The following is a 13,356-nucleotide window of genomic DNA, read 5'->3' on the forward strand; positions in this document are numbered from 1 at the left end:
GCCATAGAGAGTGGTGGTGCTCTAACCAACTTAGCTACGATTGTACTTAGAGATGGGGTTTGATTTATCAAATAAGTTGGTACGACCGAGTGGATCCGAACCACCGACTGCTGGACCGGGCCATAGAGAGTGGTGGTGCTCTAACCAACTTAGCTACGATTGTACTTAGAGATGGGGTTTGATTTATCAAATAAGTTGGTACGACCGAGTGGATCCGAACCACCGACTGCTGGACCGGGCCATAGAAAGTGGTGGTGCTCTAACCAACTTAGCTACGATTGTACTTAGAGATGGGGTTTGATTTATCAAATAAGTTGGTACGACCGAGTGGATTCGAACCACCGACCCCCACCATGTCAAGGTGGTGCTCTAACCAACTGAGCTACGGTCGTACAGAGGTGTGTATTGTGACTTATCAAATAAGTTGGTACGACCGAGTGGATTCGAACCACCGACCCCCACCATGTCAAGGTGGTGCTCTAACCAACTGAGCTACGGTCGTACAGAGGTGTGCATTGTGACTTATCAAATAAGTTGGTACGACCGAGTGGATTCGAACCACCGACCCCCACCATGTCAAGGTGGTGCTCTAACCAACTGAGCTACGGTCGTACAATGTTGAGCTGATATGACTGTTTTGTTGCACTACGTCACTTGCCAACGGCCGCTAATATATAGCGAGCGTTCGGTGGGATCAAGTAAATTTGCTAAATTAATGTTTGTTTGCACTTTTTTCGTTCATACCGGTGCAACTTTACACACTTTGTAGAAGCGTTGCCACCACTGCGCATGACGTTTACTTGACGCTTTGAGTTCATCCACCAGCATTGCTGCATGGTCCGGGTACAGTGGGTGAGGTATGGCCTTTGAAATTTGTGCCACGGAGTCGCTTAATTCATGTAACTGGTTACTGAGCTGAGCCTGATATGGTTGTAGTGTTGAAATAGAAAACTTATTAAAAACGTTGTGCAAAATCTCGGCTTTGCGTTTGTTTTTCCCTTCTGGGCATACGGCTGCTTGCAGCTCTACTTGTGACAACCATTCCGTTAAAGCTTGGTTCCAGCTGATTTGCTTGCGTGCACTGGTCAGCAAAGTCTGAACATAGGGGTTGTTATGCAGTTTTCTGAGGGCAGGCGTGATACGCTCTGGGTCAATGTTTTCCGGAGCTCGCAGATTGTTCGCGATACCAGCCAGGGCTGCAAGACCTTCATTCGCACGGATTTCACTGTTTGTGCCGCGCGTATCGATTTCTGCAAATGTTAGTCTGCTAAATTGGGTCAATTCTTCTTCTGCAGAAAGCATGAATGCGAAATACTGAGGCAGGGCAGTTCGCTTGTGTGCGGCAGCTTGAGTTAAAGTGTGTTTGACTTCAGGATCGCTGGTTCTGCTGTCCTGAACACATTGGTCTGTCAGTTGAATAAAGCGCACCTGATATTTAAAGACTTCACTGGGTACGGCGAGTTTGCCGAGTTGGTTATTGTGCATCGCAACGTCCTGAGCCAGAGCACAGTGTCCCAGGCTAGCAAGCTGTAGAACAGACAGTTTGAAAGTGACTTCAGGCCTTGTGGCACGATACACTTCCAGCGGGGCTGGCTTTTCGATATGCAAAGGCTCCAACTCCAGCACATGTGCCAGCCTGTTGGCATATTCCTGATTGATATCTGTGGCGACTGGCGTACAAGCAACCAAAACAACACTAAACAGAGTCAGGGCGTAACGCATCAAGTCGTTTCCTCACAAAATACAAAAGCAATACAGCAGCACAGCTCAGGCCTACAATAATACCCACCCAGAACCCTCTTGCTCCCATGGCTGATGTAATCATGTCCGTCTTTGCTAATACAAACCCCAAGCTAAACCCGATCAGCCAGTAAGAGACAAAAGTGACAACAGTGATAGGACTGGTGTACTTTAACCCGCGCAATACCCCGTTTGCAGCAACTTGCAAGGCATCCGGGAGCTGGTAAATACATGCCAGTACTATTATTCCAGAGGCCAATACGGCAACCTCGGCGTTTTGAGTATATACCCAGGCAATTTCGTTGCGGATCACAAAAGTAAAGGTGGCGACAATAACAGAGACGACTATGGCACACACAAAGCTGGTATAGACTGAATTCACCAGCTGCGGATAATTGCCTTCTCCGGATAGCGTGCCAATACGTATTGCAATTGCCATTGATAAGCTGAGCGGTAGCATAAATAAAATGGTAGTGACGCTGGCTGCAATTTGATGCCCAGACACTGCAATTGCTCCTAAATCAGCAATAAACAAAGGAATACAGGCAAATAAAGTGACTTCGAAGAAAGTAGCCAGACAGATAGGCAGGCCCAATTTTACAATCTGGACGAGTGTAGTTAGGTTTGGGCGTGCAAACGCTTTTATCAGCCACTTTCCATCCAGGTATTTATTGTTAAAGCTATATACCAATTGAGCTGTTGCCATCACCCAAAACACCAAGGTTGTTGCCAGGCCACAGCCCGCACTGCCAAGCGCAGGCATCCCCAGCTTGCCGTATATAAACACATAGTTGGCAAAGACGTTGACTAACAGTCCTAATAAGCTGATGTACAGAGCAGCTTTGGTATTGCCAACACCTTCAGTAACGTTGCGATAGACAGAAAACAATAAGAAAGCCGGAAGTCCCCATTTTACAAAGTCGATATATTGCTGCGCTAAGCTCGTTATAGCGTCGGCTGCACCAATTTGAGCAAATATCAGTGGTGTAAATGCGCTGGCGATAAACCCCAGTGAAGACAAAATCAATGCCAGATAGATACCTTGCTGAAAGTAGTTCTTGATACCCTTTCGCTGTTTGGCACCGTCACAGTAGGCAACCATGCTGGTGATGGCGAGCAAGATCCCCTGTAAAGAAAAAATCATCGGATTCCAGGTACCGGTTGCAATTGACAGCGCTGCGAGGTCCTCGGCACTGACTTGTCCTGCCATCATAGTGTCGACCACGGACATAAGTACTAAGGTTATCTGAGCAAAAAAGACGGGAGTGGCAAGGCGTACCAAGCGCTTAGCTTCCCATAAAGCGAATTTCATACTGAGTCTGGATTTCCTAAAACGTTAATCTTAAATAACTTCTTAAAAACTTACCACTTTTATCCGATGAAAGGGCAGTTTAATCTGATGACTGTTTACGATACACTGCGCGCCATTATTCTCGAAAATCTGAGCGTTATGTTTACCGGAATTGTACAGACTCAAGCGACGGTGGTCAGTGCCGTTTTACGTGAAGGGATTATGAAATTAGTGCTATCAGTTGATAGCCGATCCCTCGAAAAATTAACTCATGGTGCGAGCATTGCGATTAATGGCTGTTGCCTGACTGTGACTGACTTTGAAGTGAGAGGCGCTGATGTCGTTGGTCAGGTATCTTTTGATGTGATTGATGAAACGCTCAAGCTGACCAACCTCAGTGGTTTGCAACAAGGGGCCCGGGTTAATTTTGAACGTTCTGTAACCTTTGGCACCGAGTTGGGTGGGCACATTGTGTCTGGGCATGTTCATTGCCAGGCTGCTATTGAGCAAATCATTCAGGATGCAGACAACTGCCGGATCAAGCTTACCATCCCCGAACAGTGGAAAAAGTATATTCTCTACAAGGGGTTTATTTGCGTGAACGGTGCGAGTTTAACAGTCGGCAAACTAGAAGAAGAGGGCTTTTGGCTTCACCTTATTCCAGAAACTCTGGCACTGACCAATATAGGCGCTGCCCAAGTCGGTGATACACTTAACATAGAAGTCGATCAGCAAACTTACACCACCGTCAATACCGTAGAGCACTATTTACGTAAAAATAGAGGAAGCTTCTCGTTGTAAAATCAACCCGTCTTATCGAAGAGCAAATCGTCGACGATCATGTCGCTTTTGCGTTTCGTCAGAGATGGAAATGTGTGATTTGATATCTGAAGTACAGGTGCTCAGTAAGAACTTTTAACTCAGATATAAGTCACCTTTACCTTACGAGCGAGTGATGCATTCACATCGATTGATAAAAAACAGGCACAACGAGTGCCTGTTAAAATACTTGCTCGTCGTCTGAGTCTACCCTCAGTTCAAGTTTGTTAATCGCGTAGTCAATGTGCATATTCAAATGAATTGGGTTGCAGCAAGCCGCGCAATCTTCGTAATAGTCCTGATCGCCCTCGCTGGCGTCGAGACTGACAAAGATATGATGGCCGCAATGCGGGCAACTAATACGTTGGTCATACAGCTGCTTCATGAGTTTACTCCAACGAGATTTTCCATTTTTCGCATTAATAACTATAGCAGCATTGTGGATTATTACAGTAAAGTTGCACTTATTTGTATAGAGTTTCAATGTGGCTGGCTGCTTGTTTGAGATAGTCCCCTGCAAACATATTGGCATGGCACAAAAGTGGATAAAGTTGATAGACACGGCGACGATCTTCGTATCCATCCAGACGCGGGTAAATACTGTCGTATCCTTCATAGAACGCTGGAGGTAAAGGCGCGAATAGTTCACTCGAGGCAAGATCAACTTCTCTGTCCCCGTAGTAACAGGAAGGACAAAACAGGCAGGGTTTCCCCTGAGCAAAAGCAATATTACCCCGCCAAAAGTGGCCGTGTAACAAAGAAGGGGCGACCTGGTGAGGGAGCATAGGTTTAATTTCTTCAACAAACTTGTCTATGTCTACAAGCTTGATGCCTTTCTCTGCCAATAATTGTAACTGCCAGGCTATCCGCTCCTCAGCAAAGAACACTTCCCACTTTTTGTGCCATTGATTTGGTTGCGCCAAGTCAAAAAAGTAGTTGTCTTCTTCTAACCCATACATTTGTTGTTCATGGCGTACATGTAATTTCGCCAAAGTCGAGCCACAGGTAAACCAGTCTTCAATTTCTCCGGACGTTTCTAGCCACTCAAGTACTAAAAAACAAAACTCAATACTTGAGCCAATTGCAATTGTATCTGCTATCAAAAAATCGCTGTCCCGGATCAGAGTGTCATGGTTCTTGGCTTCGCACTCAAAACGTTCAAGGGCCTGGATGTGGTCCACTTTGACTAGGTAGCAGTGATGATCATTCTCTATTTTAAACAAACGAGCGTGCGCATTGCAGGGCAATTGCGTTTTACGGGTAAACTCGAAATGTTCATGAATTGCTTCACTGATATACTGATTTACGAGATTCCACATAGTACCTTCACAGGTTAAGTACCACACATACCCTAAACTATGGTCGATTTTTGCTATAACACAAATACTTGTAGACAGATTTAAATTCACTACAATATGCGGCCGAACAAAAACTCAGATCACAAGAGGCAATAATGAGTAAAAGTCTAGCGACAAATATCCTGGCTGCCGCAGTTGTACTCATTGGCTGGTTAATGAAAGTCGATATTCTGTTAACTATGGGGCTATTTGCACTGTCTGGAGCCGTGACAAATTGGCTTGCAATCCATATGTTATTTGAAAAGGTACCTGGTCTGTATGGCTCAGGGGTCATCACGATCAAATTCAGAGAATTCAAAACCGCGATCCGTAAACTCATACTCGAAGAATTCTTCAATGATGACAAGCTTCGAAGTTTTGCAAAGAAGAACGAAATTCAGCTTGATCTGAAGCCTGTGATCACACAAACGGACTTGTCTCCTGCATTCAATAAGTTGGTGCAGGTTATCGAGGCGTCACAGTTTGGCGCTATGCTTGCGATGGTCGGCGGAAAAGAAGCCATTGAGCCGATGAAAGACAGCTTTACCGATAAAATGAAAGAAGCACTATTCGAGATCAGTGAAGGACCGGAATTTCAACAGCAATTATCAGGGGTGCTGACCAGCGGGCAGTCGGTCGACGCAATAAAAGTGGCCATTGAACATGCAGTAGAAGAGCGCCTGGCTGAACTGACACCTGCTATGGTAAAAAGTATCGTTCAGGATATGATCCATACCCACTTGGGTTGGCTTGTGGTTTGGGGTGGTGTATTTGGAGGCCTGTTCGGTCTGATAGCATCGATTATCTGAAGTGACAAGGCTGAAAAGCAAATCCTGATGACTAAGTAGTTAAATAGCAGCGCATTGAGACATCTTCCAACCTGAATTCGCAATGCGCCAATAGTGAATAACACTCACTTAGACCCATACACGGCAACGGTTTTTTGCTGTTCAGCCATCGCGATATCACGGATAGAGGTATCTGTGTTTGAGTCGATATTCAGCAGCTGCGCAGACCTGTGTAGGCCAAATTTTTTAGTAAACTGAGAGACACTCAAATCGTTACAGGTCAGTTTGTCTGTCACAATCTGACGACTTATATGGTGCGCCTCTAATTCCTTGCGTAATGTGAGGCGGTGGTTTGCTCCGACAGCAATACACAGTTGAGTGGCAACACTGTTGTCAGTGCCGACAAACTCAACTCCTCCAGCATTGGCCGATAAACTTGTTGCAAGAAGTAGGGGTGACAGGATTAGGGCTTTGGCAAATTTCATGATGTTCTCCAGATTTATGTAAACCTCACAACAAGTATTGATGCGAACAATGCAAAATGCTGTAACGGGACAATATCCGAATGTAAGTAACTATGTCTGCGCTAAAAAACTCTAAGTAACAATATGATTTTAATGGTATAGTTATTTATGATGTAAGTGCTCCCTGAGCATTTCCCGGGCAATTTTTTTTCGGTTAACTATTTCTCTTTGTTTCATTATAGTGTTGCTTTCGTTTGATTGAACTTAGGTTAATACCTGTGTCAAAACTATGTCTATGCCTCTCAGAGTGTGTCTGCAAGGCCGGATAATCTGACCTTCACGCATTCGCAGCACAGTCAATACATCCAAATGCCACGATTGGTGTTAACACAACGAAGGGGCGTAATGTGATGTGTAACTTGTGTTATCAATCGACACAAGACTGGGTCCGCAGCAAGCGCATAAGCTAAGCAAGTGGTGGATAACCTATTTGAACGATTATGCCTAAGATTCAGACAAACCTATATTACAGAGAGAAAACTCGAAATGTGCAGGTGGCCGAGCTATATTGTGAACTGTCGAAACTAAGTTGCAATTTTACGTCAATTGTTAGCCAATAGCCTGCGGGGTGATCAATCACGCAGAACAATAAGAGAAAAATGATGCAAAAATTCAAGCCAACGGCGATTGTACTTGCATTAAGTACAATTCTTCTGGGGTGCCAAGACAAAGGCCCTCAAAAAGAAAAAGTCACCATTGAAAAAAATCCATACCCAAGTACCTACCAGCCGCTGAGCAAGGGCTCTACACTTATCACCAATGCAACGGTTTTGACCGGTACGGGTGAACGTCTCGAAGAAACTGATGTTTTACTTAAAGGTGGCAAAATCAGTCAGGTAGGCCAGGATTTATCTGCTCAGGCAGATGTGACCATTGACGCTCAGGGTAAGTGGGTTACACCTGGGATCATTGACGTGCACTCGCATTTGGGTGCTTATCCTAGCCCTTCCGTTGAATCACACGCGGACGGTAATGAAATCACAAAACCAAATACCGCTCAGGTTTGGGTAGAACATTCAGTTTGGCCACAAGATCCTGGTTTTAATCGTGCCCGTGAAGGGGGAATTACAACTTTGCAGATCCTACCTGGTTCTGCGAATCTGTTTGGTGGCCGTAGTGTGACATTGAAAAATGTGCCATCGCCAACAATGCAGGGTATGAAATTTCCAGATGCACCCTATGGCCTGAAAATGGCCTGTGGTGAGAACCCGAAACGCGTATACGGAGGCAAGGGCGTTGCACCTTATACTCGTATGGGTAATATGGCCGGTTACCGAGCAGCCTGGGCTGAAGCGAGTGAATACAAGCAGGCATGGGAGCAATATGAAGCAGCCTATGCCGCTGGCCTGAATCCCGATGCGCCGAAGCGTGACATTCGTCTTGATACGCTTCGTGGCGTACTGGACGGTGAAATCCTGATCCACAACCACTGCTACAAAGCGGAAGAAATGGCAATGATGATCGACTTGTCTAAAGAGTTTGGTTATCACTCGGGGACTTTCCATCATGGTATCGAGGCTTATAAAGTCGCTGATCTTCTGGCTGAGAACGGAAACTGTGCGGCATTGTGGCCAGATTGGTGGGGCTTTAAAATGGAAGCCTATGACATGGTACCGGAAAATGTTGCAATCGTGGATGCAGTTAAGAACTCCTGTGCGGTTGTTCACTCAGATTCAGACACGACTATTCAACGTCTGAACCATGAGGCGGCCAAGATCATGAATACGGCAAATCAGGCTGGTTTCTCTTTGAAAGAACAAGATGCGATCAAGTGGATTACATACAATGCCGCTAAATCACTTGGCATTGAAGAGGTAACAGGGTCAGTCAAACAAGGCAAGCATGCAGACATCGTGATCTGGGATAGAAACCCGTTCAGTGTTTACTCTAAAGCTGAAACTGTTTATATCGACGGTGCCAAAGTATATGACCGCCATGATGAAAAATATCAGGCTGTAAGTGATTTTATGCTGGGTCAGCGCTAAGGAGTAAATGATGAAAAAATTTAATGTTTCTTTATTGACTGGCGCACTGTTGGCTTCTTCAGCTGTGTTCGCTCAAACGACGGCTATCACCAATGCAACAGTCCATACGATGACTGAGGCCGGTGTGCTTGAAGGGGCAACGGTTGTTATTGAGAATGGCACTATCACGGCAGTCAATCCGGGTAATGTGTCAGCCGATAAGACAATCGATGCCCAGGGCAGAGTCTTGACACCTGGTTTCATAGGCTCAATGAATCAACTGGGATTGGTGGAAGTAAGTGCTGTTGCCGGCTCAAGAGATGGCGGCGATGATAAAGCTGGGATCGATTTTGATGCCAGCCCTGCATTCAACCCCAGGTCGTCACTCATTCCTTATGGTCGCAAAGGCGGTATTACGCAGAATGTTGTGATCCCACATGGCGGCAAAAGTATTTTTGAGGGACTTGCGTTTGTTGTTGACCTTTCCGGTGAATTCAACAGTGTACTTAAAACCAATACTGCATTAGTCATCGATATGGATGCCAGCGGCAGCGGTTCTCGTGCAATGAAGTACAAGACTCTGACTGAAAAGCTGGAAGCGCAGCAGGAAAAGTTAGCCAAAGGCAAAAAGGACGACAAGAAAGACGCTAAAAAGCCAAGTCGCGAAGAGCAGGTGCTCACCGCAGTACTTAAAGGCGAAATTCCTGTTGTTGCCGAAGTAGAGAGAGCGTCAGATATCCTTGAAGTACTCAAGGTTAAGGAACAGTTCGATCTGAAGCTGGTATTATGGGGCGTTAACGATGCAGTATTGGTCAAAGATGAAATCGCCAAAGCCAACGTGCCGGTGGTGATCAGTGCTGTTTCAAACTTACCGACTAGCTTCAGCTCTTTGCATGCTGACCTTACTAATGCGGGTAAGTTAGAGCGCGCAGGTGTAAAAGTCTTGTTGTCAGGATTTGCCTTCGAAGGGGCACACAACTTGTATCAGTTGCGGTTCGATGCAGGTATCGCGGTTGCCCACGGTATGACTCATGAAGGTGCATTGAAAGCGGTAACCAGTAATATAGCGGATACGTTTGGTCTGGATGGCGGTAAAATTGCCTCTGGTCAGCGTGCTGATTTAGTATTATGGAGTGCCGATCCATTTGAGTTCAGTACAACCTTAGACAAACTCTGGATTAATGGAGAAGAGGTCAGTACTGAGTCTCGTCACGATAAGCTCAGAGAGCGTTATACTACCGACTCAGATATGCCAAGAGCGTATACTAAGTAAACGTTAAATGAAAAAAGGCCCGTCAGGGCCTTTTTTACTATTTTAGCAACTTAATTTCGCTGAGTAATTTGCGTTTAATCGTTAGAAAAGCAAGACCGCTGGCGCTGTTGAACAAGGCCGCCATAGGATATAATTTGGCTAAGTCTTAAGAGGTTATAGCGTTTGAAGTGGCAAGCTCTAGTCGATAATCGACAGCGATTTTTCTGGGTTTTACAAATTGCAGGCTGGATAGGCTATGCATTAGTAAACTACATCGGTTCAAAAGTATTCGAAATGCGCGATATTTACGTATTTGTGATCGTGCTAAATGCTTACGCCGGTTGTTTGATGACGGTGCCATTGCGCTATCTGTATCGCAAAGTATGGAATGCTAAGCCTTTACTGCTGATCTTTGTCGTTTTTAGCGCTTCTTATTTTACAGGCACACTGTGGTCTGTAGTCCAAAAGTTCAATATGTGGGAAATATACCGACACGGCTATCGCCCTGAAGAGTGGTACTATTATCTGCAGCAAGGACTGGATTCAGTTTATATCATTCTTTGCTGGAGTGGCCTCTATTTCGGTATTAAATACTATCAGTTGCTCCAGAGCGAACGGCAGAAAGCACTCAAAGCAAATACGATGGCACATGAAGCGCAGCTGAAAATGCTCCGTTATCAACTTAATCCCCATTTCCTCTTTAACACATTAAACGCAATTTCGACTTTGATATTGGTGGAAGAAAACAAAGATGCCAATCAAATGGTGTCCAGGTTGAGTGATTTCTTACGGTATACACTAAATACCGATCCAATCAAAAAGGTCCCACTTGAGCAGGAACTACATGCGCTAAAGCTTTACCTGAACATTGAAAAGGTGCGCTTTGATGAACGCCTGGAAGTTGAGTTTGACATTACTGAGGATGCAAAACAGGCCTTGGTACCCAGTTTGATCTTACAGCCCTTAATTGAAAACTCGATTAAATATGCTATTGCGCATATGGCTAACGGTGGCAAAATTGAGATACGGGCTCAGGTCTTTGCCAATGAGCTATTGTTAGAAGTAGGGGATAACGGGCCTGGTGCTACAATCGAAAATGGCCAGCTAAGCAATGTACAAGGTGTTGGCATCGCGAATACCCAGGATCGACTGAAAACCCTGTACGAAAACAACTATTCATTTGTGCTTGCGCACAATACACCTTCAGGGCTGAAGGTGAATATACGAGTTCCTTTTGAAAAGGCTGAGAAGTAAAGTAATGAGCAAAATCAGAACGCTAATTGTAGATGATGAGTCCCTAGCCAGAAAAGGCCTGGCGGTGCGCTTAAAACAGATAGAAGATATAGAGGTTATCGAGTTGTGTAGCTCTGGAGAGCAGGCGCTCGAGTTATGCTCAAGTCAGCAGATAGATCTCGTATTTCTCGATATTCAAATGCCAACCATGAATGGTTTTGAAGTAGCCAGGGCACTGAGTGAGAGTGTGAAGCCACTGCCTGCCATCGTGTTTGTCACTGCTTTTGATCATTATGCAGTAAAAGCCTTTGAAATTCATGCTTTAGATTACATCCTAAAGCCCGTAGACGACAACAGACTAAAACAGGCGGTTGAAAAAGTGCATAGCTATTTGAAAACACAACAAGATAATGCTCACAAGAAAAAGCTCGCCAGCTTCGTTGCCGGGATTACTGGTAATAATTGCGAAGAAATCCTGCGTAAACTGGCGACAGGCGACACGATTGAGGACAAAAAGTATCCTGAGTCAATTGCAGTAAAAGAGCAGGGAGAGATCATTCGTGTATCTGCCGCATCTATCCAGTGGATTGATGCTGCCGGAGATTACATGTGTTTGCATTGCTCCGATGGCCAGACACACATTCTGCGCAAAACGATGAAAGAGCTTGAACAGGAATTAGATCCTAAGCTGTTTGTACGTGTTCATCGTTCTGCCATCGTCAATACTAAGCAAATTAGTAAATTGGTTACGCAAAGTAGCGGAGAGTATTTGTTGGTCTTGGAGAATGGTCAGGAACTGAAAGTAAGCCGCAGTTACAGAGACAAAGTAAAAGCTGCTTTAGCAAGCTAATACACTTGTAAACAGCTCTCTTATTGAGTAAGTGAGAATATATCCGGGCAGACATGCCACCCGGACATACGACTACTTAAACGGTGACAATTTTCATTGTATTGGTTGCGCCAATAGTTTCCATAACGTCACCGTGAGTCAGGATCACCGTATCGCCTTGTTCCAGCGCACCTGTTTCTACCAGTGTATTTAGCGCATCGCGAACGGTTGATTCTTCATTGCATTGAGTAGAGTCAAAATAAACCGGGTAAACGCCTCGGTAAAGTGCTGTCTGGCCAAGTGTTCTGGCATGTCGTGATAATGAGTAGATTGGCAAGCCAGAACTAATTCTCGACATTAGTTTTGCCGTGTTACCCGACTCAGTTAGTGCTACGATGGCCTTCACTGAAGTCAGATGGTTAGCAGCGTACATTGCCGAGAGAGCCAGAGTTTCCGAAGTGTCGGTAAACATGCTGTCTAAGCGGTGCTTTGAAATATGGGTTTGTGGTTGAGATTCCGCACCGAGACAAACGCGTGCCATTGTAGCAACGGTTTCTTCCGGATAATCGCCTGCAGCCGTCTCAGCTGACAACATTACAGCATCAGTGCCATCGAGCACGGCATTCGCCACGTCCATAACCTCTGCGCGGGTCGGCATCGGATTGTCTATCATAGACTCCATCATTTGTGTCGCGGTGATGACTGTTCTATTCAAAGAGCGTGCACGACTAATGATTTGTTTTTGTTTACCGACCAGTGCAGCATCACCAATCTCAACACCCAGGTCACCACGGGCAACCATAACGGCATCAGAAGCCAATACAATGTCGTCAATGGCTTCAATAGACTCTACTGCTTCAGCACGTTCAATTTTGGCGAGTAACTGTGCATCTGATCCCGCTTTCTCTGCAAGCCCGCGTACATAGCGCATGTCTTCACCACTACGAGGGAAAGAGACCGCTATGTAATCGACGCCTATTTCTGTGGCGGTCAACAAATCCTGTTTGTCTTTTTCAGTAAATGCAGGCGCTGTTAGCCCTCCACCGAGGCGATTAATGCCTTTGTTGTTCGAAAGCGTACCACCAACGGCAACAGTACAATTTACTTTATTGCCCGCTACTGAGTCGACAGTTAATTGAATAAGTCCGTCGTTTAACAGCAATAAATCGCCTGACTTCACATCATTTGGAAGCTCTTTATAATCGATACCTACAGATTCGATGGTCCCTTCGCCTTTTTCTAGCTCTGCGTCCAGTGTAAATTTAGCGCCTACAGCCAGTTCTACTTTGCCGTCTTTGAACGTTGATACCCGAATTTTTGGCCCTTGCAAATCTGCGAGAATTGATATGTGTTTATTGAGTTTTTTTGCAATGTCTCTGACAGCTTGAGCGCGATCTTTGTGATCTTGTGCGACTCCGTGGGAAAAGTTTAAGCGGACAACGTTTGCGCCTGCGCGAATGATTTTTTCTAAGTTGTTATCTCTGTCTGTAGCTGGCCCAAGTGTTGCTACGATTTTTGTGCGTCTAAGCATCAGGTTCTCCTGTTGGCTTGTCTCGGTGACTTGATCTGGTTAACTTGC

Annotated in this window: 12 protein-coding genes and 3 tRNA genes; 6 read left to right on the top strand and 9 right to left on the bottom strand. The window is 45.3% G+C overall.

What is annotated here, in order from left to right:
- Positions 1-315: 315 nt before the first annotated feature.
- The 5 genes from NH568_RS04600 to NH568_RS04620 form a co-directional block, all read right to left on the bottom strand.
- Positions 316-392: transfer RNA gene (locus tag NH568_RS04600), tRNA-Val, on the bottom strand.
- Between the two features lie 33 nt (positions 393-425).
- Positions 426-502 (bottom strand) — tRNA-Val (locus NH568_RS04605).
- Positions 503-535: 33 nt separating this feature from the next.
- Positions 536-612: transfer RNA gene (locus NH568_RS04610), tRNA-Val, on the bottom strand.
- A gap of 126 nt (positions 613-738) precedes the next feature.
- Positions 739-1,722 carry a DUF3080 family protein gene (locus NH568_RS04615; protein ID WP_253044954.1) on the bottom strand — a complete coding sequence of 328 codons (984 nt, stop codon included), beginning with the start codon at positions 1,720-1,722 and terminating at the stop codon, positions 739-741.
- Positions 1,697-3,052: an MATE family efflux transporter gene (locus tag NH568_RS04620; protein ID WP_253044956.1), complete on the bottom strand. Its 1,356-nt coding sequence runs from the start codon at positions 3,050-3,052 to the stop codon at positions 1,697-1,699. The genes NH568_RS04615 and NH568_RS04620 overlap by 26 nt, the downstream gene beginning before the upstream one ends.
- Before the next feature lie 138 nt (positions 3,053-3,190).
- Here NH568_RS04620 and NH568_RS04625 point away from each other — a divergent pair, with 138 nt between their 5' ends.
- Positions 3,191-3,832 (top strand): riboflavin synthase subunit alpha, encoded by a 642-nt coding sequence (locus tag NH568_RS04625; RefSeq protein WP_253045750.1) that lies wholly within the window; start codon positions 3,191-3,193, stop codon positions 3,830-3,832.
- A gap of 199 nt (positions 3,833-4,031) precedes the next feature.
- Here the strand turns inward: NH568_RS04625 and NH568_RS04630 are convergent, their stop codons facing one another.
- Both NH568_RS04630 and NH568_RS04635 read right to left on the bottom strand, forming a co-directional pair.
- Positions 4,032-4,235, bottom strand: a complete 204-nt coding sequence (locus NH568_RS04630; RefSeq protein ID WP_046004345.1) for a CPXCG motif-containing cysteine-rich protein — start codon at positions 4,233-4,235, stop codon at positions 4,032-4,034.
- 79 nt (positions 4,236-4,314) lie between these two features.
- Positions 4,315-5,169, bottom strand: a complete 855-nt coding sequence (locus tag NH568_RS04635; RefSeq protein WP_253044958.1) for a fructosamine kinase family protein — start codon at positions 5,167-5,169, stop codon at positions 4,315-4,317.
- 134 nt (positions 5,170-5,303) lie between these two features.
- Here NH568_RS04635 and NH568_RS04640 point away from each other — a divergent pair, with 134 nt between their 5' ends.
- The gene (locus tag NH568_RS04640; protein WP_253044961.1) at positions 5,304-5,996 is read left to right on the top strand and encodes a DUF445 domain-containing protein; all 693 of its coding nucleotides are present in this window, start codon (positions 5,304-5,306) and stop codon (positions 5,994-5,996) included.
- A 104-nt stretch (positions 5,997-6,100) separates the two neighbouring features.
- On the opposite strand, the gene NH568_RS04645 is transcribed toward NH568_RS04640, so the two are convergent.
- Positions 6,101-6,460, bottom strand: a complete 360-nt coding sequence (locus tag NH568_RS04645; protein WP_253044964.1) for a DUF3718 domain-containing protein — start codon at positions 6,458-6,460, stop codon at positions 6,101-6,103.
- 641 nt (positions 6,461-7,101) lie between these two features.
- Here NH568_RS04645 and NH568_RS04650 point away from each other — a divergent pair.
- From NH568_RS04650 to NH568_RS04665, 4 genes are all read left to right on the top strand, one after another.
- Positions 7,102-8,484: an amidohydrolase gene (locus NH568_RS04650; protein WP_253045752.1), complete on the top strand. Its 1,383-nt coding sequence runs from the start codon at positions 7,102-7,104 to the stop codon at positions 8,482-8,484.
- 10 nt (positions 8,485-8,494) lie between these two features.
- Positions 8,495-9,736, top strand: coding sequence for an amidohydrolase family protein (locus NH568_RS04655; RefSeq protein ID WP_253044967.1), 1,242 nt, complete (start codon positions 8,495-8,497; stop codon positions 9,734-9,736).
- A gap of 162 nt (positions 9,737-9,898) precedes the next feature.
- A complete protein-coding gene (locus NH568_RS04660; protein ID WP_253044971.1) occupies positions 9,899-10,969 on the top strand; it encodes a histidine kinase in 1,071 nt (356 codons plus the stop codon).
- A 4-nt stretch (positions 10,970-10,973) separates the two neighbouring features.
- Positions 10,974-11,798 carry a LytTR family DNA-binding domain-containing protein gene (locus tag NH568_RS04665; protein ID WP_253044974.1) on the top strand — a complete coding sequence of 275 codons (825 nt, stop codon included), beginning with the start codon at positions 10,974-10,976 and terminating at the stop codon, positions 11,796-11,798.
- Positions 11,799-11,874: 76 nt separating this feature from the next.
- Here NH568_RS04665 and pyk read toward each other — a convergent pair whose 3' ends face one another.
- Positions 11,875-13,308, bottom strand: a complete 1,434-nt coding sequence (pyk, locus tag NH568_RS04670; protein ID WP_253044976.1) for a pyruvate kinase — start codon at positions 13,306-13,308, stop codon at positions 11,875-11,877.
- Between the last annotated feature and the right edge of the window lie 48 nt (positions 13,309-13,356).

Source organism: Pseudoalteromonas sp. XMcav2-N, assembly GCF_024124545.1.
Taxonomy (GTDB): domain Bacteria; phylum Pseudomonadota; class Gammaproteobacteria; order Enterobacterales; family Alteromonadaceae; genus Pseudoalteromonas.